Source organism: Deinococcus marmoris (assembly GCF_001949125.1).
In the GTDB taxonomy this organism is placed as follows: Bacteria; Deinococcota; Deinococci; order Deinococcales; family Deinococcaceae; genus Deinococcus; species Deinococcus marmoris_A.
In genome coordinates this window covers 62,729-83,788 of sequence record NZ_MSTI01000066.1, presented here as the reverse complement: position 1 = coordinate 83,788, position 21,060 = coordinate 62,729, and the positions used below count along the sequence as shown (strand labels likewise).

At 64.8% G+C, this 21,060-nt stretch carries 16 protein-coding genes; 13 read left to right on the top strand and 3 right to left on the bottom strand.

The features are described from left to right. Positions 1-193: 193 nt before the first annotated feature. Complete coding sequence (locus BOO71_RS09710; RefSeq protein ID WP_075831756.1) at positions 194-1,231, bottom strand: Gfo/Idh/MocA family protein; 1,038 nt, start codon at positions 1,229-1,231, stop codon at positions 194-196. Then, positions 1,228-2,142 (bottom strand): sugar phosphate isomerase/epimerase family protein, encoded by a 915-nt coding sequence (locus BOO71_RS09705; RefSeq protein WP_075831754.1) that lies wholly within the window; start codon positions 2,140-2,142, stop codon positions 1,228-1,230. The genes BOO71_RS09710 and BOO71_RS09705 overlap by 4 nt, the downstream gene beginning before the upstream one ends. A gap of 290 nt (positions 2,143-2,432) precedes the next feature. Between BOO71_RS09705 and BOO71_RS09700 the strand changes: the two genes are divergently transcribed. After that, entirely contained in the window at positions 2,433-3,437 is a 1,005-nt protein-coding gene (locus tag BOO71_RS09700; protein WP_075831752.1) for a LacI family DNA-binding transcriptional regulator, read from the top strand. Positions 3,438-3,547: 110 nt separating this feature from the next. On the opposite strand, the gene BOO71_RS09695 is transcribed toward BOO71_RS09700, so the two are convergent. After that, positions 3,548-4,795: a substrate-binding domain-containing protein gene (locus BOO71_RS09695; RefSeq protein WP_139322860.1), complete on the bottom strand. Its 1,248-nt coding sequence runs from the start codon at positions 4,793-4,795 to the stop codon at positions 3,548-3,550. A gap of 343 nt (positions 4,796-5,138) precedes the next feature. Here BOO71_RS09695 and BOO71_RS09685 point away from each other — a divergent pair, with 343 nt between their 5' ends. The 12 genes from BOO71_RS09685 (at position 5,139) to BOO71_RS09630 (ending at position 21,052) form a co-directional block, all read left to right on the top strand. Then, positions 5,139-6,398: an extracellular solute-binding protein gene (locus tag BOO71_RS09685; RefSeq protein WP_075831750.1), complete on the top strand. Its 1,260-nt coding sequence runs from the start codon at positions 5,139-5,141 to the stop codon at positions 6,396-6,398. A gap of 243 nt (positions 6,399-6,641) precedes the next feature. Continuing rightward, the gene (locus tag BOO71_RS09680) at positions 6,642-7,592 is read left to right on the top strand and encodes a carbohydrate ABC transporter permease (RefSeq protein WP_083653316.1); all 951 of its coding nucleotides are present in this window, start codon (positions 6,642-6,644) and stop codon (positions 7,590-7,592) included. Positions 7,593-7,772: 180 nt separating this feature from the next. Next, positions 7,773-8,633, top strand: a complete 861-nt coding sequence (locus tag BOO71_RS09675; protein WP_175607420.1) for a carbohydrate ABC transporter permease — start codon at positions 7,773-7,775, stop codon at positions 8,631-8,633. Positions 8,634-8,635: 2 nt separating this feature from the next. Further along, positions 8,636-10,276, top strand: coding sequence for a glycoside hydrolase 5 family protein (locus BOO71_RS09670; protein ID WP_175607419.1), 1,641 nt, complete (start codon positions 8,636-8,638; stop codon positions 10,274-10,276). A gap of 31 nt (positions 10,277-10,307) precedes the next feature. Further along, the gene (locus tag BOO71_RS09665) at positions 10,308-12,098 is read left to right on the top strand and encodes a DUF5060 domain-containing protein (RefSeq protein ID WP_175607418.1); all 1,791 of its coding nucleotides are present in this window, start codon (positions 10,308-10,310) and stop codon (positions 12,096-12,098) included. 110 nt (positions 12,099-12,208) lie between these two features. Then, the gene (locus tag BOO71_RS09660) at positions 12,209-13,561 is read left to right on the top strand and encodes a glycoside hydrolase family 28 protein (RefSeq protein WP_075831742.1); all 1,353 of its coding nucleotides are present in this window, start codon (positions 12,209-12,211) and stop codon (positions 13,559-13,561) included. Next, a complete protein-coding gene (locus BOO71_RS09655) occupies positions 13,554-16,238 on the top strand; it encodes a hypothetical protein (RefSeq protein WP_075831740.1) in 2,685 nt (894 codons plus the stop codon). Before BOO71_RS09660 ends, BOO71_RS09655 begins: the two co-directional genes overlap by 8 nt. After that, positions 16,235-17,104 (top strand): glycoside hydrolase family 43 protein, encoded by an 870-nt coding sequence (locus BOO71_RS09650; protein WP_075831738.1) that lies wholly within the window; start codon positions 16,235-16,237, stop codon positions 17,102-17,104. The genes BOO71_RS09655 and BOO71_RS09650 overlap by 4 nt, the downstream gene beginning before the upstream one ends. A 20-nt stretch (positions 17,105-17,124) precedes the next feature. Next, entirely contained in the window at positions 17,125-18,534 is a 1,410-nt protein-coding gene (locus BOO71_RS09645; protein ID WP_075831736.1) for a sulfatase family protein, read from the top strand. Between the two features lie 12 nt (positions 18,535-18,546). Continuing rightward, the gene (locus BOO71_RS09640; protein ID WP_075831734.1) at positions 18,547-19,542 is read left to right on the top strand and encodes a glycoside hydrolase family 5 protein; all 996 of its coding nucleotides are present in this window, start codon (positions 18,547-18,549) and stop codon (positions 19,540-19,542) included. Next, a complete protein-coding gene (locus BOO71_RS09635) occupies positions 19,539-20,423 on the top strand; it encodes an ROK family protein (RefSeq protein WP_254843107.1) in 885 nt (294 codons plus the stop codon). The genes BOO71_RS09640 and BOO71_RS09635 overlap by 4 nt, the downstream gene beginning before the upstream one ends. After that, a complete protein-coding gene (locus tag BOO71_RS09630) occupies positions 20,420-21,052 on the top strand; it encodes an SGNH/GDSL hydrolase family protein (protein WP_075831730.1) in 633 nt (210 codons plus the stop codon). Before BOO71_RS09635 ends, BOO71_RS09630 begins: the two co-directional genes overlap by 4 nt. The last annotated feature ends 8 nt before the right edge of the window (positions 21,053-21,060 follow it).

The following is a 21,060-nucleotide window of genomic DNA, read 5'->3' as shown; positions in this document are numbered from 1 at the left end:
GTCCTGGGAAGACCTTTTCGATGACTGGGCGGGTGGGTCAGGGCTTCATGGGGAGGAGTTGCCCCGTACGGGTGGGGTCCCACGATTCCAGTCTGTTCGGCCCAGGACTGCTGGGGGCTTCTGCCGCGCTGGATGGCCCTGAGAAGCAGAGAATGGAGTCGCCGTTCTCAAAAGTCCACCACCGAGAACGGCGCTAGAGCATGACTTGCTCGCCGCGCCGCGCACTTTCCACCGCGCCGAAGACCATGCCCAGGCTCTTGATGTTGTCGGTGCAGTCGGTTTCGGGGCGGCGGTTCTCGCTCAGGGCGGCGAACATCTCGTCCAGGCAGCCGAAATGCCCCTCGGGGCCGGGGGCGTTGTGCGACAGTTCCGCCTCCACCCGCTTGAAGTCGAGTGTGAAACTCTCCTGCTCGGGATCGGCCACCACATCGGCGTAGGGAGCGTTCGTGCCGTCCCAGATCGCCGCGCCAGTGCTGCCCATCACGCGCCACTCGGCCTCCCAGGACGTGGGCGCACCCTCGGCGCACCACGAGCCGTTGTAGCTGAAGACCTGTCCGCCCTCAAATTCAAAGATGCACACCGCTGCCGCGCCGCCCGCGTACCACGATCCCGGCGGGTTGAATTCCTGGCAGTACACCGACACCGGATCGGCCCCCAGGATAAAGCGGGCCTGATCGAAGGTGTGAATGGCCATGTCCAGCAGCAGCGGGCTGTCCATCAGGTCGCGGAAGCCGCCGAAATGCGCGCCGATAAAGAAATTGGCGGTGGTAAAGCCGGGCGTGCCGATGCTGCCGCGCACCAGATCACGGAAGGCATGCATCTGCGGCAGGTAACGGCGGTTCTGCATCACGGCGTAGGTGTGCCCGGTCTGCCCGGCAGCGGCCACCATGCGGCGGGCCTGTTCCATCCCGGCGGCCAGCGGTTTCTCTCCGAACACGTTGCAGCCTGCCTTCAGGGCGGCCACCGTGACCGCCTCGTGCGCGTCGGGGATGGTCACGTCGAAGACCACGTTGGCTCCGCTGGCCCCGATAGCGGCTGACACGTCGCTGAAGATGGGAACGCCGCCCAGGTGGTGTTTCTCCGCCAACGCCCGCGCGGTGGCCTCGTTCAGGTCCACCAGCGCCACAAGCTCGGCGTCCCCTCTGGCCTGCGCGTAGTCCACCCAGGTGTTCGCCATGTTGCCGCAGCCCACCAGCGCGATCCGAAATTTCGGAGTGGTGGCGGCGGTCATACCGTTTCCGCCACTTCGGGTTCGCCGATCACCGGGTTGGAGATGAACGCGCCGCCCCGGCACTCCTTGAGGTAGTTCAGCGCGTGGACCTGTCCGGTCATTTCCAGTTCACCTTTGTAGACCGGATCGTGGAAGCCCTCGATGGCGATGTCGCCCTTATACCCGCTCTGGCGCAAAATGCTGATGACGTCGGTCCAGTTGGTGTCGCCAAAGCCGGGGGTGCGGTGCCACACGTAGGGCTTCGGGCCGTGGATGCCGGACTCGCGGATCACGTCCCAGGCGATGGTGGCGTCCTTGCCGTGAACCTGAAAGACCTTGTGCGCCCACTTGCGGAGCTGCGGCAGCGGATCGATCAGGCCCACCATCTGGTGACACGGCTCCCACTCCAGCCCGATATTGTCGGCGGGCAGGGCGTCCCACATCATTTCCCAGGCGTCTGGCGAGTGGGCGATGTTCCACTCCCCGGCCTGCCAGTTGCCGTCCATCGCGCAGTTCTCAAAGCACAGGCGCACGCCCTGATCGGCGGCGCGGCGCGACAGTTCACCAAAAACCTCGGCGTAGCGCGGCAGCGAGGCGTCCAGCGGTACCCCCGGCAGCCGTCCGGTAAAGCCGCCGATCAGATCGCAGCCGAACAGGTGGGCATGGTCGATCAGGCGCTCCCAGCTTGCCAGGGTGTCGGCGTCGTCGCCCGTACCGGTCAGCGGGTTGCCGAAGATTTCAAGAGAGGAAATCTTCGTGCCGCTGGCCTCCACGATGTCGCGGACGCGCCGCCCGGTCTCGGCCAGATCGGTGTCGCCAGTGGTTTGCCAGAAGGTCAGGCCGAAACTCTCGAAGCCGTGCGGAATAATCTGCGGCAGCACCTGCACGGCGTGCCTGCCCTCTAACAGCGTTCCAATACGGATGTCGTGCATATTCCTCTCCTTGCGCGGGCCTTCTCTGTCCCTGCGCCGTTCCCAGATCACGGTTGATCGAATGGCGATTCGTTCTCTCCACAGTTTCTAAACCATCCACGGCCTCTAAAGTTTTTTACTAAAAAACAAATTAAACCTTTCGGGCGGGGGAGTCAAGGGGGCTGGGCGGGAGGAGGGCTGTCGGATGCAGCCCTGCGGTCCAGTCCGCGTGACGGTCAGCCAGGAAAACAGGCTGGTCAATCCCAGTGCCCGAAAGACTTCTGTCAAAACAGGTGGGTATACTTTCCGCCATGTTGACTCGCGCCCCTGCCTCCACTCGGTCCAACGTGACCATTCAGGAGGTGGCGCAGGCGGCGGGGGTGTCGATTGGCACGGTGTCGCGGGCCTTGCGGCAGCAGCCGGGCGTGAGCGAGGTGACGCGCGCGCAGGTGACCAGGGTGGCGCAGACGCTGGGCTACGACATGGCCAAGCTGCGGGCGGGCAAGCTGCGCCGGATCAGCTTCGTGCTGCATCGCCGGAATATCGGGGCAGGCGGAAATCCGTTCTATTCGCACGTCCTGCACGGCGTCGAGGACGAATGCCGGGCGCGCGGCCTGACCCTGCACTTCACCTCGCTGGACAACGGTGACGATGTGGCCGAACTGATGCAGCGCAACGGCACCGACGGCCTGCTGTGCGTGGGCTTTGTCGAGGATGACCTGCTGGAGCAGTTGCGCGCGCTGGACCTGCCCCTGGTCCTGGTGGATCTTCTCGCTCCGGGGCTGCCCAGCGTCAACAGCGACAACGTGGGCGGAGCGAGGCAGGCGGTCACGCACCTGCTGACGCGTGGGCGGCGGCGGGTGGCCTTTATCGACGGCCCGGACCATCCCAGCATCCGCGCGCGGCGACTGGGTTACCGTCAGGCCCTGTACGACGCGGGCGTTCCAGCGGACCCGGCCCTGGAGGTCTGCGCGGGGCCAGAGGGCACCACCGCTGAGGTGACGGCGGCCATGCATGCCCTGCTGGCGCTTCCTCAGCCGCCGGACGCAGTGTTTGCCTTCAACGACGCGTCGGCCATCGGGGCGATGTATGCCTGTCAGGCTGCTGGGCTGAAGGTGCCGCAAGATCTCGCCTTCGTGGGCTTCGACGACGTGAGTGCAGCGGCGCAGACCGCGCCCCCGTTGACGACGCTGCGGGTGAACAAGGAGGCGCTGGGAGCGCGCGGCGTGCAACTGCTGCTGGAGCGCGCCGCCCTGGCCCAGACCGAGCTGCCCGTCGAGTTGATCGTGCGTGCCAGCAGCGGCGAGAGGCGCTAGCGGCGGACTTGCTTAGCCCCGTGATTTCCGGCATAAACAGACGTCCACGACGGGTCCAGCCGGGAGCGAGAACGTCTTTCTCTGGGTGCGAACCTGCCGTGTGGCCCGGCTCAGTCGGCCTTCACCCGGCGGCGACGCTGTGAAACTTGCGGCTCCAGCACCGGGTCTGCTGCGCGCCTGGCCGTATCCGTGCCCGCCGAACTTTCCCGGACGATCAGGTGGGTGGGCACCACCATCTGCTCCGCCGGACGGTTCTGAAGGTCCAGCAGCAGCTCCACGCCGCATGCGCCCAGCGCCTCCCGGTCCACCCGCAGACTCGACAGCGGGGGACGGGCGTGGTCCGTGGGAAACACATCGTCGTAGCCCACGACAGCGATGTCGTCCGGCACCTTCAGCCCAGCAGCCTGACAGGCGCGCAGCACCCCCATAGCCGACGCGTCGTTGAAGGCAAACACCGCGTCCGGCGGCTGGGGCAGCGCCAGCAGGGCGTGCATGGCCGTGTGCGCGCCGCTCTCCAATTCGGGTGGCTGACGGGTGGCGTCCAGCACCGGGTCCTGATCCATTCCGGCGTCGGCAAGGGCCTGGAGGTAGCCGCGCCGCCGCTCGCGGATGCTGAAATGTTCGCGCTGGCCGCCCATGAACGCCACCCGCGTGCGCCCCAGCCCCAGCAGATGCGCCGTGGCCGCGTAGGCCCCGCCGAAGTTGTCGCTGTTGACGCTGGGCAGCCCCGGCGCGGAGTGGTCCACCAGCACCAGCGGTTTGCCGGTGGCGCGCAGGGCGTCCAGCAGTTCGTCCTCGAAATAGCCCACGCACAGCAGGGCGTCGAGCTGCTGCTGGGCCACCAGCGCGCCCAGGTCATCCCCTGGCCCCACGGTGCTGTAGGCCATTGCCAGCCCGTGGGCGCGGCAGGCCGTCTCGGCCCCGTGCAGCACTGCCGAGTAGAAGAGGTTGTTCGCCAGCGCGTTTTCACCCCGGTGGATCAGCACGCCCAGACGGGCGATCTGAACCGCGTGCAGGTTGCCCAGGTCGTAGCCCAGCTCCACGGCGGCGTGCAGCACCCGGTCCCGCGTTTCTGGCGATACGCCCTCGGCGCTGCGCAGCGCGCGTGAAACGCTGCCCACCGAGAGGCCCACCCGCGCGGCGATGTCGGTCAGGCTGATCCGGGAGCGGGCGCTGGGGCGCAGGCTGGCGCGGTCATAGCCCAGTTCCGTGGCCGCCCACAGCACCCGCGCGCGGATGGCCGCCGAGACGCCCTTGCCGTCATTGAGCGCCCGTGAAACTGTGCCCGCCGAAACGCCTGCGCGGCCCGCGACGTCACGGATCGTCACCGCCGCAGGGCGCTTGGTCTGAGAAGCCATTACACCAGTATAGCGGTCCCAGCCACCGTTTTCCTGGCCAGGCGTGCGCGCTTGACCCGGCCTGACCGAGCCGCTTGACATTGCCCGAAGTTCGGCTTACGATATTTTTACTAAAAAACAAGTTCAAGAGGGAAAGAGCGGGATCAGTCTGTGATCCGCCGCAGCCCAAAAGAGGGAGGACGCCCAGAAAAAGCCGATCCAGCAAGAAGCCGATCCAGAAAAAGCCGATCCAGAAAAAGCCGACGAGTTCACGAGACCCAACCCTGATTTTCCAAGCTCTACCCGCCTGCCCATTGCACCCCATCCGAATTCACATTGCTCCACCCTTTCCAAAGGAGTTCACATGAAAGCACTGCATACCAAAGCACTGGCCCGCACCCTGCTCGCCACCGTGACCGGCGGCCTGCTGCTCAGCGGTCTGGCCTCGGCCCAGGCCCCCACCAAGTTGGTCGTCTGGCTGACCGGCGACCCCACGGCGGCCACCATCATGAAGACGGCCACCGACCTGTACACCAAGGCCCACCCCAACGTCACCTTTGACCTCCAGGCCATCCCCTGGGGCGACTCCCACACCAAGATTCTGACGGCGGCGGCGGCGCGGCAGGGACCGGACATCATCACCGGGGGCCTGTCGTGGGGCATCGAACTGGGCAACCTGGGCGGCATGGTCAACCTGACCAAGCAGTACCCGGCGCTGGACAAGCTGGTCAAGGCCGAAGCCATTCCCGGCCTGCTCGCCTCGGTCGTGACCACCGACAACCAGCTTTACGCCGCGCCCTTCAACCTGACCGTGCAATTGCAGTTCTCACGCCCCGATCTGCTGAAAGCGGCGGGCATCAACGGCAACCCCCAGACGTGGGAGCAGCTCACCAGCGCCATCGACAAGTTACAGGCCAAGGGCAAGAAGGGCTTCATGATTCAGTGGGGCAACCTGGACTGGATCGGCTACTTCCCGTACCTGTACCAGGCAGGCGGCAGCCTGTACGACAAGGGCTGCACCAAGGCCACCGTCAACAGCGCGGCGGGCGTCAAGGCCCTGACCTTTTACCGCGATTTTTACACCAAATACAAGCTGCCCACCGACAACAGCCCCGATCTGGGCGGCGGCCTGGACAACGGCAATTACCCTCTGGGAACGTCGTACAACACCTTTAACTTTGACATCACCTACCCCAAGATGAAGGGAAAATGGGCCATCAGCCCGCTGCCCGCTGGCCCCACCGGCAAGCGCACCAGCTTCCTGGGCGGCACAGTCATCGGCATCATGGCGTACTCCAAGAACGCAGACGCCGCCGCCGACTTCCTCAAGACGCTGTACACGGCCAAGGTGTCGGACGCGCTGGTATCCAATGCCCGCAAGCAGGGACTCTATTTCATCCCGCCCGTTGCCGAATTCTCCAAGGCCCTCGGGCTGCCCGCCGATCAGAGCAAGGCCCTGATCGCGCAGCTCAAGGAAGGCGCTGGCCCGCCCAACTGCAAGGGCTGGGAAGCCAGCAACGCCGATATGGTCAAGGCCTTGCAGTCGGTCATTCTGAACAAGGTTGACCCCAAAAAGGCGCTGGATCAGGTGGCCGCCGCCATGGACGCCAACCTCAAGAAGTAAGCGCGCGCCGGGAAGCTGGCAGGCCAGCGGGAAGCACCAGAGGGTAGGGGCGCTTCCCGCTGTTTGTGCGGCTGAGACGGATTCCGTCTGTTTCGCGCAGAAATCGGGACAGTGCCGATTCCCGCACTCCATGCCCGGAACCCGTTTTTCTCCCACTCACTCCGTTCGGATTTCCAGGTGTTCTCAACACCTTTCAATCGGAGTCCGTATGATCGGTAGGTTTCCCCCTCAGGAGGCGGCAAGATGAGAAACGAGACGACGACCATTCCCTCGGTGATGCTGGGATCGGCGATGCCCAGGCGCAGGCCCCGGCGTGACATGACCATGCCCATGCTGATGCTGGCCCCCTTCATGGTGCTGTTCGCGGCCTTCGTGCTGTACCCGGTGGTCAAGTCGCTGTACCTGAGTTTCACCGACTTCAATGCCATCAGCCCGCCCAAACTCAACGGCATCAGCAACTACACCGAGCTGTTCTCGGACCCGCGCTTTTACAAGGCGCTGGGCAACACCACCATTTTCGTGGTGGCGGTGGTGGCGCTGAATACCGCGATGGGCCTGCTGCTGGCGGTGGCCTTTGGCGGGCAGCGTGCGTGGGATCAGTTTATGCGCGCGGTGTTCTTCCTGCCCTCGGTGGCGGGCGGTATTGCCATTCTGGCCGTGTGGAAATGGATTCTGAACTCGGAAGGCTACGGCGTTCTGAATGCGGCCCGCCACTCCTTCGGGCTGGAGCCGATTTCCTGGCTCGGCACGCCCAACCTGACCCTGCCCGTGCTGATCGCCGTGGCGGTCTGGGGCGGCATGGGCGGCACCATGATTCTGTTCGTGGCGGGCCTGCGCTCCATTCCCAATGACCTGTACGAGGCCGCCGCGATTGACGGCGCAACCGCTTCCACCCGCTTCTGGAAGATCACGCTGCCCCTGCTGAGGCCCACCCTGCTGTACGTGACGATCACTGGCACCATTGGCGCATTCCAGGTGTTCAACGAGCCATACGTGATGTTCGGCACGGTCTCTGGCCCCGGCGGATTGCTGGATTCGGCGCTGACGCTGGTGAGCTACCTGTATGACCGGGGCTTCAGCCACTTCCAGCTCGGCTACGCCTCGGCGGTGGCCTGGGTGCTGTTCATCATCGTGTTCATCCTGACGTTGATCAACCTGCGCATCGGCGATCCCGACGAGAGGAAGGTGGACTGATTAAAGACTGAGGGCCAGGGCAAGAGTCATACATTCTGTGTTCTTGCTCGCTCTCCGTCTTGTTCGCTTTCTGTTCTCGTTCACTGACTTCCCTGCCTGTGCTTGTGCCACGGCACAGCACCCACAGCCCACCGCTTTAAGGAGACGAACATGGTTGGTGAAACGAAATCATCCTGGCCCATGAGACTGGCAAGGATTCCGCTGTATCTGCTGGCGCTCACGGTGCTGTTTCCGTACTACTGGATGGTCTCCAGCGCCTTCAAACCGCTGGGCGAGATCACCAAGGCCCCGCCCACGCTGATCGTGCAGAACCCCACCACCGCGAACTTCTACAATCCGAAATACGATCCCGCCGCTTCCGACGCGATTCAGGGTCTTTTTCAGCGCTTCAGCGGCGCGGGTTTCGCCAGCTTTTTTGTCAACAGCCTGACGATCACCATTTTTGTGACCGTGGTGTCGCTGATTCTGGCCTCGGCGGCGGGCTACGTGATTGCCAAGCACAAGTTTCCCGGCAGCCGCATCGTGTTCTTTCTGATCATCGGCTCCATGATGATTCCCTGGCAGGTCACGCTGATTCCCAACTTCCTGACCATGCGCGACCTGGGCTGGATCAACACCTTCTGGGCGCTGCTCATTCCGGGGCTGGCCAAGGCGTTCGCGGTGTTCTTTTTAATCCAGTCCATCCGGGGCGTGCCGCAGGAACTGTTTGACGCCGCCCGCATTGACGGCGCGGGCGAGATCCGGGTGTGGTGGCAGATCGTGTTGCCGCTGGTGCGCCCTGCTCTGGCCGCGATGGCAATTTTCGTCTCGCTGGGCGAGTGGAACAGCTTCCTGTGGCCGCTGCTGGTGGTCAACGACGACGCCCACGCTACCCTGCCGCTGGCCCTGGGACGGCTGGCCGGGTCCATCACCTCTGACCCCCGCGCCGCCGGGCCGATCATGGCCGCCACGCTGCTGGCCTCCATCCCCACTCTGATCTTCTTCCTGATGTTCCAGCGTCAATTCGTGAGCGGCATCACCGTCGGCAGTGTGAAGGGATGAGTGTGACCACCCACCAGCCCGCCCTGCTGGGCGTGAATTACTGGCCCGCGTACTCCGGCCCGAAGATGTGGCGCGACTTTCGCCCCCACGAGATTGAGCTGGATCTGGCCGCCCTGAAAGACGTGGGCGTGGATTACCTGCGGGCCTTCCTGTTCTGGCCGGACTTCATGCCCACGCCTTCGCGGGTGGAGCCGGAGATGCTGGACAAACTGGAGCAGTTCCTGGACCTCTGCACGGCGGCGGACCTCAAGGTTCACCTGAGTTTCCTCGTCGGCCACATGAGCGGCGAGAACTGGAGTCCGGCGTGGCTCCCCGATCCCACCCAGCTCTACGCCGATCCGCGTTTGCTGGACATCCAGGCCCTCTACCTGCGCGAGGTGACGGCGCGGGTGGGCGGGCATCCGGCCCTGGCCGCCTACGTACTGAGCAACGAGATGCCCATTTACGGCGGCGTCGGCACCAAGGCCACGGTGGGCGGCTGGGCCGAGCGGCTGTGCGGCGTGCTGGCGGAGGTGGAGCCACGCTTGCCGGTCAGCCTGGGCGACGGCGCGTGGTACTGCCTGGGCGACGAGACCGGCTTTGACCCCGAACACGCCCAGGATATTCTGGGGCCGCACCTGTACATGGCCGAGACCGACGCCGGACGGCAGATCGCGGCCTACGGGCTGGCGGTGGGAACAGCCTCGGCGCTGGCCCACGGGCGCGGCGTGTGGCTGGAGGAATACGGGGCCTCGCAGAACACCTTCGGGGAAGCCCAGATCGCCGAATTCGCGGGCCGGGTGGCGACAGAGGCGCGTTTGCAGGGAGCCAGCCACATCTGCTGGTGGTGCGGGCTGGACTTTGACCTGATCCACGATCTGCCCTACTTCCACCACGGCTTTGAGCTGAGATTCGGCCTGCTGAATGCTGACCGCACGCCCAAGCTGGCGGCGGCGGCGCTGCGCGAGGCGGTCAGGGCTCCGTTGCCGGAACTGCCGGAAGTGGGCCTGCTGGTCACGTCCTTTCTGCCGGAACGCTACCCCTTTTCCTGGGATGACCGCGACTACGTGAAGCGGGCGCTGCGCAACAGCTACGCGGCGCTGAGGAATCTGGGCTACCTGCCGCGCATCGTGCCGGAGAATGAATTCCTGGCGGGAACGGTGGAGGTGCCCGACATTCTGCTGGTGCCGTCTACCCAGAAACTGCTGGCCCCCACCTGGGGGAAGCTGGCCGAACACGCCGGGCGCGTGATCTACAGCTATTTTCACGGGGCGCTGGACATTCACACCGGGGCCTGGGTGCATGACGCCGGGGCGTTCTTCGGGGCGCTGCCGCACAACCGCTACGGCCTGTCTGAGACGGCCCCCACGGAACTGGTGGCGAATGGGGAACGCTGGCCGCTGCCCGCCCACGCCAACGCGCTGGCGACGACGCCGCTGCTGCTGGACCCCGAGCAACTGGGCGACGCCGAATTGATCGGCAGCGACGAGGGGGGACGCCCGCTGTGGGTCAGGACTGGCAACCGCGACTTGCTTCTCTACCCGTTAGAGGCACTGGCACAGAGTCCGGCGGAGGTGGAGCCGATTTACAGGGCGCTGCTGGCAAGCGTCAAGACCATAGCCCAGCAGGCCAGACAGCCAGAGGCCGTGGCGGGAGATGACTGATGACCGCTCTAAAACGAATCAGGGTGCGTTGATGAGGCGCGGTCTCCTGGCGCTGGGACTTTCGCTCTCGGTGTTTGCCGCCGCGCAAACCGGGACAGCGCCCACCAAACTCAGCCTGACTGCGCCCACGGCGGCGGCCCGCACCTTTGAGCCTCTGGATATGGCCCTGACAACGGACGGCACCTTCGCCAACCCGTATGACCCCGCGCAGGCGCAACTGGACGTGAGCTTTACCTCCCCCGCCGGGAAGACCATGACCGTTCCGGCGTTCTGGTACCAGGACTTTGACCGCGCCACGCTGAAGCCCAAGGGGACCGCAGGCTGGCGGGTGCGCTTCACGCCCACCTCGGTGGGGAAATGGACGGCCAGCGCGGCTTTCACCAAGCCCGGCCTCAAGAGTGCGCCGCTGACCTTCAACGTGGCGGCCTCCGACTCGCCGGGATTTGTGCGGATTGACAAGCAGAATCCGCGTTATTTCGCGCACGACAACGGCAAAACCCAGCAGTTTTACTTCCCCATCGGCCTCAACCTGGGCTGGGCCAGCGAGCAGCCGGGAACCATCGGCTCCACGCTGGACAGCTACGAGCGCTGGCTGACCCAACTGTCCAAGAACGGCGGCACCATCGCCCGCGTGTGGATGGCCGATTGGGGCTTCGGGGTGGAGGGCAAGGACACCGGCCTGGGCAATTACGGCGGGCGGCAGCTCCAGGCATGGATGCTGGAGCAGATGTTTGAAATGGCCCGCGAACGCGGCGTCAACATTGAGCTGGTGCTGCTCTACCACGGCGCGTTCAGCACCACCGTCAACCCCGAATGGGCGAGCAACCCCTACAACGCGGCCAACGGTGGCCCGCTGAAGTTGCCCGGCGACTTCGTGACCAACCCGCAGGCCAGAGACCTGTTCAAGCGGCGGCTGCGGTACATCGCCGCCCGCTACGCCGCCCAGCCCAACCTGTTTGCCTGGGAATGGTGGAACGAGGTCAACTGGACGCCGATCAGCGACGGGGACCTGAAGCCGTGGATCAAGGAGATGACCGGGGTTCTCAAGAGCTATGACCCGTACAACCACCTGATCAGCAGCAGCTACGCTTACGGCGGTACGTCTGACCTGTGGAAGCTGCCGGAAATTGACTTCTCGCAGCAGCACGATTACGCGGGCCGCGATCCGCTGGTGTGGGGCCGCCGGGATATTGAATCTTTTATCGAGACCGCGCCGAACAAACCGGTGCTGCTGGCCGAGGTGGGTTATTCGGCCAACGGGACGGGCGAGCCGCTGATCCGCGACGAGATTCACTTTCACAACGCCATCTGGGCCGCACCCTTTGCAGGCTACGCCAGCAGCGGGATGTACTGGTGGTGGGACACCTTCGTGGACCCACAGAACCAGTGGCCGCAGTACAAGGGGCTGGCCGACTTCCTGAAGGGCGAGAATCTGGGCCTGATGACCGGGCAGGACGCCGAGGTCGGCACGCCCGACGCCGCCGCCCTGACCTTGCAGAGCAAAACCCGCGCCCTGATCTGGCTGCGCTCCAGCACCTACGACGCGGGCGAGGCCAATGCCGCTTATTCCAAGGCATTGATCGCGCAAAAGGCCGGGCCGGACTGGAAATACGACATGCCCATTCGCTACAAGGCCACCGTGAAAGTGGACGGCCTGAGCGACGGCGCGTACACCGCTTACTGGTACGCCCCGCAGAAAAATGTCTGGCTGAGCGTCATTCCGGTGGCTGTCAAGGGCGGCAGTGTCACGCTGAACGCCCCGTCATTTGACAAGGATCTGGCGGTCAAGATTGTGCCTGTCGGGGAGCCGCGCACGCCGTAAACGCAGGCGTCTCTGATGTTCTCAACGCGAAGAGTCGGACGTCTGAACGGGAGATGCCGACTCTGCGTGCTGCCATGTCCAGAATCCATTCTTCTCAAGCTGGAGGCCCCATGTCTACTTACGATGTCCTCACCTACGGCGCAGTCGGCGACGGCCAGACCAACGACGCCCCCGCCATTCAGGCCGCAATTGACGCTTGCCATGCGGCGGGGGGCGGCACAGTGCTGCTGCCCGCTGGACATACCTACCTCAGCGGCTCGTTGCAATTGCGCGGCCAGACCGAGTTCCGGGTGCAGCGCGGCGCGACGCTGCTCGCCAGCCCCGATTACGCCGACTATTCGCCCGAACACTTCAGCGACGTTATCAGCGGCGGCCTGATCGACACCGACACCGAACTGTCGCGCCGCGCGTGGCTCACGGCCTTTGAGGCGCATGACCTGAGTATCACGGGCGGCGGCGTGATCGACGGCCACGGACGCGCCTTTGTGGACACCGATCTGGGCACCATCTACGAGATGCGCGGCCCCCCCGGCGAGGACCAGTACCGGGCGCGGCCCTACACCCTGCACCTGATCGGCTGCGTGCGGCTGGACGTGGAGGGCATCAGCATCCGCGACGGCGCGTACTGGACGCTGCGCCTGACCGGCTGCGAGGACGTGAACATCTCCCGCTTGCGGCTGCACAACGATCCCAAGGTTCCCAACAACGACGGCATTGATCTTGACCGCTGCAAACGGGTGCGAATCAGTGACTGCGACGTCGTGGCGGGCGACGACGCCATCTGTTTCAAGTGCAGCCGGGCCACCGCCGTTTACGGGGCCTGCGAGGACATCCTGGTGACCAACTGCGTGCTGCAAAGCGTCAGTTGCGCCTTCAAGATCGGCAGCGAGTGCTGGAGTCCGGTTCGCAACATCGTGTTCAGCAACAGTGTGATCCGCGACTCTCACCGGGGGGTGGGCGTGCAGTGCGTTGATCCCGGCGGTGTGGAAAATGTGCTGTTCACGGGCCTGACCATTGAAACGCGGCTGTACGACGATCACTGGTGGGGGCGCGGCGAGCCGATTTACGTGGCCTGCACACCGCGCAGCCGGGAGGCGGGCGTGGGACCCATCCGCCACCTGCGCTTCCAGAACATCCTGGCGCGTGGTGAGAACGGCGTCATCCTGTACTCCGAGGACGCGGGCGACGTGCAGGACGTGGTGCTGGACAACGTGCGGGTGGAGGTGGACGTCTGGAAGGGCGCATATCCCATCGGGCAGCAAGATTTCCGGCCCGCCCAGACCCTGATGGACGGTCCCACCCACGGCGTTCTGGTAGACGGCGCTTCAGGGGTGACGCTGCGCCACGTTGAGGTCAAATGGGGCGAGAACGGCCACGCCGCCTTTGCCCAGGCCCTGTCCTCAAGTCGGGCCGAGGGGCTGAAACTGGACGATTTCACGGGCGAGGACGCCCCACATGCCTGAGCTGGACACCATTTATCTGGTTCACCACAGCCACACCGACGTGGGCTTCACCGCCGATCAGCCGATTTTCTGGGAGTTGCAAGCTCGTTTTATTGACGACGCCCTGAACACCATCGAGCGGATGCAGGACGGCCCCAGCGAGAGCCATTTTCGCTGGACATGCGAGACGACTGCTCCGGTCTTAAAGTGGCTGGAAACGGCGTCTGAGCGGGATATCGAGCGGTTTGTCGCCGCCGATAAAAGTGGGCATCTGGAAGTCGCGGCCATGTTTGCCAACGTGACGCCGCTGTATAACCGCGCCCAGTACGCCGAGTCTTTGCGGGCGGCGGGACGGCTGCGCTCCGACTTCGGGCTGGACATTCGCCACGCTATGCAGTGCGACGTGAACGGGCAGAACTGGCCTCTGGCCGACGTGCTGCTGGACGCCGGAATTGAAGGCTTTTCTATGGCGATCAACACCCACTTCGGCGGCGCTCCGCCCCGGCCCGCCGTGTTCGGGTGGCAGGCCCCCAGCGGGCGAACGCTGCCCACTTTCAACGGCTGGGCCTACCCCCGCGCCCGTGAATTCGGCATCGGGGAAATGGACGACACGGCGTTCGCGGCCTGGGTGCCGCGCCTCCAGGCCCATCTGGACAGCGTGAAGTACCCGCTGCCCTTTGTCATGATTCAGGGCGATCACCTGTACGGCGACAACGCCAGCGTCTACCCGGCCTATGCAAGGTTTGCCCGCAAATGGAACGCCAGTGGGCGCGGGCCAAACATCGTGATTGCGACGCTGAGGATGTTCTGGGATGCCGTCAAATCACATGCCGAACCGCTTGAAATCTGGCGCGGCGACTGGACGGACTACTGGAATTTCGGCTGCATCAGTACTGCCCGCGAGACGGCTATTGACCGGGCCAACCGGGTTCGCCTGACCGATGCCGACGCCATCCACGCCGTTTTGCGGAGCTTTGCTGGAACCCCGAAATCCCACTTGAGAACCCAGTGGGCCGAGCGTTCCTTCCGCCTCTACAGGGACGAGGCGTGGCGCAATCTGAACCTGTGGGGCGAGCATACCTGGGGGGCCGACAGCGCGGTGGGAACGCCGGAAACCGACGATTCGCTGGCCCAGAAGAACCATAAGCTCAGCCTCGCCTACACCGCCCGCAGCCTCAGCCTGCTGCTGGGGCGCGACGCGCTGGCCGACTTCACGCAGTTCGTGGCGGGTGGCCCCGACGAGCTGCTGGTCTTCAATCCGCTGCCGTGGCCGCGAACGATCAGCGGACAGGTTCCAGCCAACACCCTGACCCCGCGTGGCGACGCTGCCGACACCACCGCCAGCCGCCATTTTCAGGGCCATTACACGCCGCCCACTTCCCTCTGGACGGGCCGCAACGCGGTGCATCACGGCGGTAATCTGGGCTGGGTGCTGCCGCCTACCGAGGTTCCAGCCTTCGGTTATGCCACTGTTCCCAAAAGCAGCGTACTGAACGTGAAATCGGCGGCAATCAGTGGAGAAGCGGAGGTGGAGACAGAGCGTTACCGCCTCAAATTTGATACCGAGCGCGGCGGCGTGATCTCCCTGCATGACAAGGCACTTGGGCACGAGTGGGTGGACTCCGGGGCCGGACACCCTTTGCATGGGTTCGTCCACGAGGAGGTGGCGGACCGCGCTCACGACTGGCCGCGCCGCCTGCTCAACGCGATGGACTGGACACCCACCGCCGCCGACGTGAGCGGCTGGCAACCGGACTGGGCCGCCCATCGTAGCGGCCCCAGCCGTGTCACCGCGCATCAGGTTTACCGCACCCCGTTGGGCGTGGCCGTGGAGCAATTGCTGGAGCATCCCACCGTGGGCAAGCTGGCCCAGCGCGTCTTTCTGCCCGCCCACGCCGACTGGATAGAGTGCGAGGCCGAGTGGGAGATGAACCAGGACCCGCATCCGCAGGCCACCTATCTGCTGTTTCCCTTCGCGTTGCGTGGGGCGACAGTGCGCCTGAATATTGCGGGGCAACCCGTCGTGCCGGGGCGGGATCAGTTGCCGGGCGTCTGCCGCGACTATTTCACCGTGCAGGGCTGGGCCGATTTCAACAACGGCGAGTGCGGTATGACTGTCGCCCTGCCAGAGAATCCAATGGTGCAGCTCGGCGACTTTCACTTCGGTCAGGCCCAGTCGGAATTTGTGCTGGAGCGGCCCACGTTTCTCGGCTGGATCACCAACAACTACTGGGAAACCAATTTCCAACCCGTGCAGCCGGGGCTGGTCACGGCCTGTTATCGCCTCCAGCCGTATGCCGGGCCGTTTGATGAAACCCGCGCCCAGCGGTTCGGGCTGGACACCGAACACGCCGCGCCGCTGACCCAGCATTTCGGGGAACCGGGCGTGACGCCGTCCCCCTTGCCCGCCAGCGGAACGCTGCTGCATCTGCCAGATGCACCGATTCTGACCACGCAATTCAAGGCCGCAGACGGCGGCGGTTTGCTCTCGCTGCTGAATGCCAGCGACGAGACGCAGACCGTCCGTGTCGCCCCGGCTCTCCTGAGCATCGGCAAAGCGTGGCGCTGTGACCTGTTCGGCGTGAAGCGGGAGGAACTGGCCGTATCGGCTGGAGCTGTCGCGCTGGAGCTGCTCCCGCGCTGCGCCGCCACCCTGCATCTGGAGCTGAGTCAGGCTGGCCCGGAGGCGTCCAGATGAACCTGCCCTCCAATCCCATCGTCCCAGGCTTCTACGCCGATCCAGAGGCCCGCTACTACGAAGGGAAATACTGGATCTACGCCACCCGCTCGGCCACCGATTACACCCGGCAGCTCAATCTGGACGCCTTCAGCTCCGCCGATCTGATCCATTGGGAGAAACACGAGGGCATCACTGAGATGGCCGATTTCCCGTGGGTCTGGCGGGCGGTCTGGGCACCCACCATCATTGAAAAGGGCGGGCGCTACTTCCTGGTCTTCGCCAGCAACGACATTCAGAAGGATGACGAGGTGGGCGGGCTGGAAATCGCCGTCTCGGATTCGCCTGCCGGACCGTTTCGCGGCCTGCCGGGTCAGCCGCTGATTGACCGCTTCATTGGCGGAGCGCAACCGATAGATGCCCACTTCTTCAAGGACGACGACGGCACGGTGTATCTGTATTACGGCGGCTGGAAGCACTGCAATCTGGCCGTGATGAACGACGAGATGACTGGCATCGTCCCCGGCAGTCTGCGCGGCATCACGCCGGAGGGCTACTTTGAAGCGCCCTGCCTGATTAAAAAGGGCGGCCAGTATTTCCTGATGTGGTCCCAGGGGGACTGGATAGACGGCACCTACAGCGTGGCCTACGGCGTCAGCGACAACCCTTACGGCCCCTTCGAGTCTCGCGGCACTGTGCTGAGCAGTCAGCCCCCGCTGGCGGAAGGCCCCGGCCACCACGGGTATTTGCAAATTTCAGACACAGACGAGTGGTTGATCGTCTACCACCGCCGCGTCATCGGCAATACCGATCCGGGGGCGCGGGTGCTGTGCATTGACAGGCTGGAATTTAAGGGCGACACCATTCAACCTGTCGTGATGACCTGACCCCGCCCGGAGGCTCCCGCATGCAAAATCCCAACATCCTTCTCTTCTACACCGATCAGCAGCGCTGGGACACCCTCAGCGTCAACGGTAACCGCGAAACCATCACGCCGAATCTGGATGCGCTGGTGCGGGAGGGGGTCAACTTTGACCATTTCTTCGTGCAGCATCCGCTGTGTATGCCCTCGCGGGTCAGCTTTCTGAGCGGGCAGTATCCCAGCTCGCTGCGAATCACGCAGATGGGCGTGCCGGTGCCGGAAGACCTGGTGACGCTGCCGCATCTGCTGAGGGCGGCGGGCTACCGCACCGCCAATATCGGCAAGCTGCACTTTCTGCCGCACGCCAACCGCGATCACCGCCGCCCGCACCCGCCCTACGGCTTTGACACGCTGCTGGTGTCTGACGAGCCGGGCGTGTACGAGGACGCCTACCGTGCCTGGGTGCGGGCGCGTGACCCGCAGCAGCTTGAGCATCTCAGCGTGGGGTTGCCGCCCGCCGCCTACCGCTGGTACGTGACGATGGGCATCGACGACATGGTGCCGCAGCCGGTGCCAGGAGAGCGCTACGACTTTGGCGGCGCAACCCCCTTTCCCGGCGACGAGCGTTATACCCACAGCGCCTTCGTGGCTGATCAGACGCTGAATTTTCTGGACGGGGCCAGTGCCCGGCAGCCCTTCTTCGCCATCGCCAGCTTTTTCTCGCCGCACGCGCCCTGGGTGGTGCCGCAGCGCTTTTTAGACCTGTACGATCCGCAGACCTTCACCGCGCCCACCTACCCGCCGGAGTTGCAGGCCGAGCGCTACGATCACGCCTGCTCGCCAGAGGAATTGCGAAGCGCCAAACACGGTTATTACGCCATGATCAGCGAGGTGGATGAATATGTGGGCGTCATCCTGGCAAGGCTGGAAGCGCTGGGCCTCAGCGAGAACACCATCGTCGTGTTCGTCTCGGATCATGGCGAATGGCTGGGCGAACACTTGAAGTACGGCAAGGGCTACCCCGGCGACGACTCGGTGGCCCGCGTGCCGTTCATCATCCGCTGGCCCGCCGGAATCCGCGAGGTGGGCCGCAGCGTCACCGAATTGGTAGAGGCGGTGGACGTGCTGCCCACCCTGCTGGAACTGGCCGGACTCCAGACGCCGCCCGAAGCGCAGGGCCACAGCCTCGCCCCGCACCTGCGCGATTCGGCGCGGCCCATCGTCCAGAAGCCCGCGCTGATGGAATATGCCGGGTGGAAGAATCTGCGAACCCCTGCTGCCCGCTACCTGATCCACGAGAACGGCACCGAGGCGCTGTGGGACCTCCAGAACGATCCGCACGAATACTTTGACGTGGCCGCCGAGCAACCGGAACTGGTGGCACAGCACCGCAAATTGCTGCTGGAAAAGCTGCTGGAAATAGAGCGCCCTCTGCCGCGCATCTGGGCGTACTGAACAAGGAGAACCATGACCTACTACGGCTTCAATTTTCAATGGATGTACCACTGGGAGGAGGGCGCTCAGCCCAAAGAACCCGACGCACAGGCGCTGGATTTCATGGCCCAGTACGGCTTCAACTTCGTGCGAATCCCCACCAATTACCAGTTCTGGACGCGGGATTTTGACTACCTGCACCCCGACGAGGCGGTGTTTGAATACCTGGATCGTTACCTTGCCGCCTGCCAGGAGCGCGGCATTCACCTGAGTCTCAACTTGCACCGCGCCCCCGGCTACTGCATCAACGGGCAGGAGCTGGAACGCGACAACTTATGGACCGACAAAGTGGCGCAGGACGGGTTTGTCTTCCTGTGGGAAACCTTTGCCCGGCGCTACAAGGACGTCAGCGCTGAAGCCCTCAGCTTTGATCTGGTCAACGAGCCGCCCGACATCGGCACGCGGGGCCTGACGCGCGACATTCACGCGGCGCTGATCACCCGAACGGCGGAGGCGATCCGCGCGGTTGATCCGGCACGCCCCATCGTCATTGACGGGCTGAACGGCGGCAACATCGCCATGCCGGAACTGGCCCATCTGGGCGTCACGCACAGCGGGCGGGCCTATCAGCCCTACGCGGTCAGCCACTGGGGAGCGCCGTGGTGGGACGGCTGGAACACCCCCGGCGCGGCCCCCGAATATCCCGGCACCGTCTACGAGGGTCAGGTCTGGAACCGTGAGGCGTTGCACGACTTCTATCAGCCCTGGCGCGAGGTTCAGACGGGCGGAACCTCCGTTCATATCGGGGAATTCGGTTGTTACATTTACACGCCGCAGCACGTCGCCCTGCGCTGGTTCAAAGACCTGTTCAGCCTGTTCAAGGAGTACGGCTGGGGCTACGCACTTTGGGAGTTCGAGGGCGTGTTCGGCATCGTGAACCACGGGCGGCCCGGCGTGGTGTATGAGGAAATCGGCGGCTATCAGGTGGATAGGGCGCTGCTGGATCTGATGCTGGAGAGCCGGACTTGACGCACGCATTGGTTATGGATATTGGAGGTGGTCACGTCACCGCCGCACGGGTGGACCTGAACACCCGTGCGGTCCTCCCCGGCGAGGTTCATCACGTTGTTGACCCAAACGCCAGTGCGGACGCCCTGCTGAACGCCTGGGCCGCTGCCGCACTGGAGGCGCTTGCCGGAAACGGGCCGCCCGCCCGCATCGGCATCGCCGTTCCCAGCCCCTTTGACCACGCGGCGGGCGTGTCGCAGATGACCCATAAATTCGCCGCCCTGCACGGCGTCAATGTGCGGGATGGCTTGCAGGACTGCTGGGCCGGAACGGTGCTGGACGGAGTACCCGTAGCGTTCGGCAACGACGCGGACTTGTTCACGCTGGGCGAGTGGTGGGGCGGTGCGGCGCGGGGAACCGGGCGGGTCATCGGCGTCACGCTGGGAACGGGCCTCGGCTCCGGCTTCGTGGCGGGCGGGCAGGTGGTCACGGCTGGCCCGGACGTTCCCCCGGACGGCGAGCTGTGGAATGTCCCGTACCACGGTGGAATCGCCGAGGATTTCGCGTCCGGTCAGGCTGTGAGGCGGGCCTACCAGTCCTCTGGTCAGGAGGACTACAGCGCCAGCGCCGCCGGAATTGCCGCCCTGGCCGATGCTGGAGACGCGCGGGCGCGGGCTGCCTACGCGGAACTCGGCACGCATCTGGGCGGTATCCTGGCCCCCTGGGTCAGCCGCTTTCGCCCTGACGCGGTGGTGTTCGGCGGCAACGTGGCGCGGGCCTGGAAACATTTTCAGCCCACCTTAGAGGCGGCCCTGCCCGGCGTCTCCTGCCAGTTGACGACGCATTTTGAAGCCTCGGCGCTGCTGGGAGCGGCGGCGCTGGGCGGCGAGGAATTGATATGAATACTGAACTGAAAGCGGACCAGAAGATCGTCTTTATCGGAGACAGCATCACCGATGCGGGGCGCACCGGCAGCGGCAGCGAGTACGGCGAAGGCTACGTATCGCGGGTGCGTGAGCTATTGCTGGCCCGCCACCCCGAGCGGCATCTGACGGTGGTGAACCGGGGCGTCAGCGGCGACACCGTGCGGCATCTGGCGCAGCGCTGGGAGCGGGACGCGCTGGCCGAGCGCCCCGACTGGCTCAGCGTCAAGATCGGCGTGAATGACGTGTGGCGCATGTTCAATGCCCAGCCGGACGAGGCCGTGCCAGCCGATGAATACGCCGCCACCCTGCGCGAGTTGCTGGGCCGCGCCGCCGACGCGGGCAGCAGGATCGTGCTGGTCACGCCCTTTCTGATCGAGCCAGACCGCGCCGATCCCATGCGCGTGATGGTGGAGCAGTACGCGGCCATCGTGGCGCAACTGGCGGGCGAGTTCGGTGCGCCGCTGGTGAATTTACAATCCGCCTTCGACGCCGCCTGCGAGGTCACGCCGCCGCAGATGTGGGCGCATGACCGGGTGCATCCGACGCCTGTGGGCCACACCCTGATCGCCCTGGAATGGCTGCGGAGCATGAGAATCTCGCTTTAGTTGGCGGT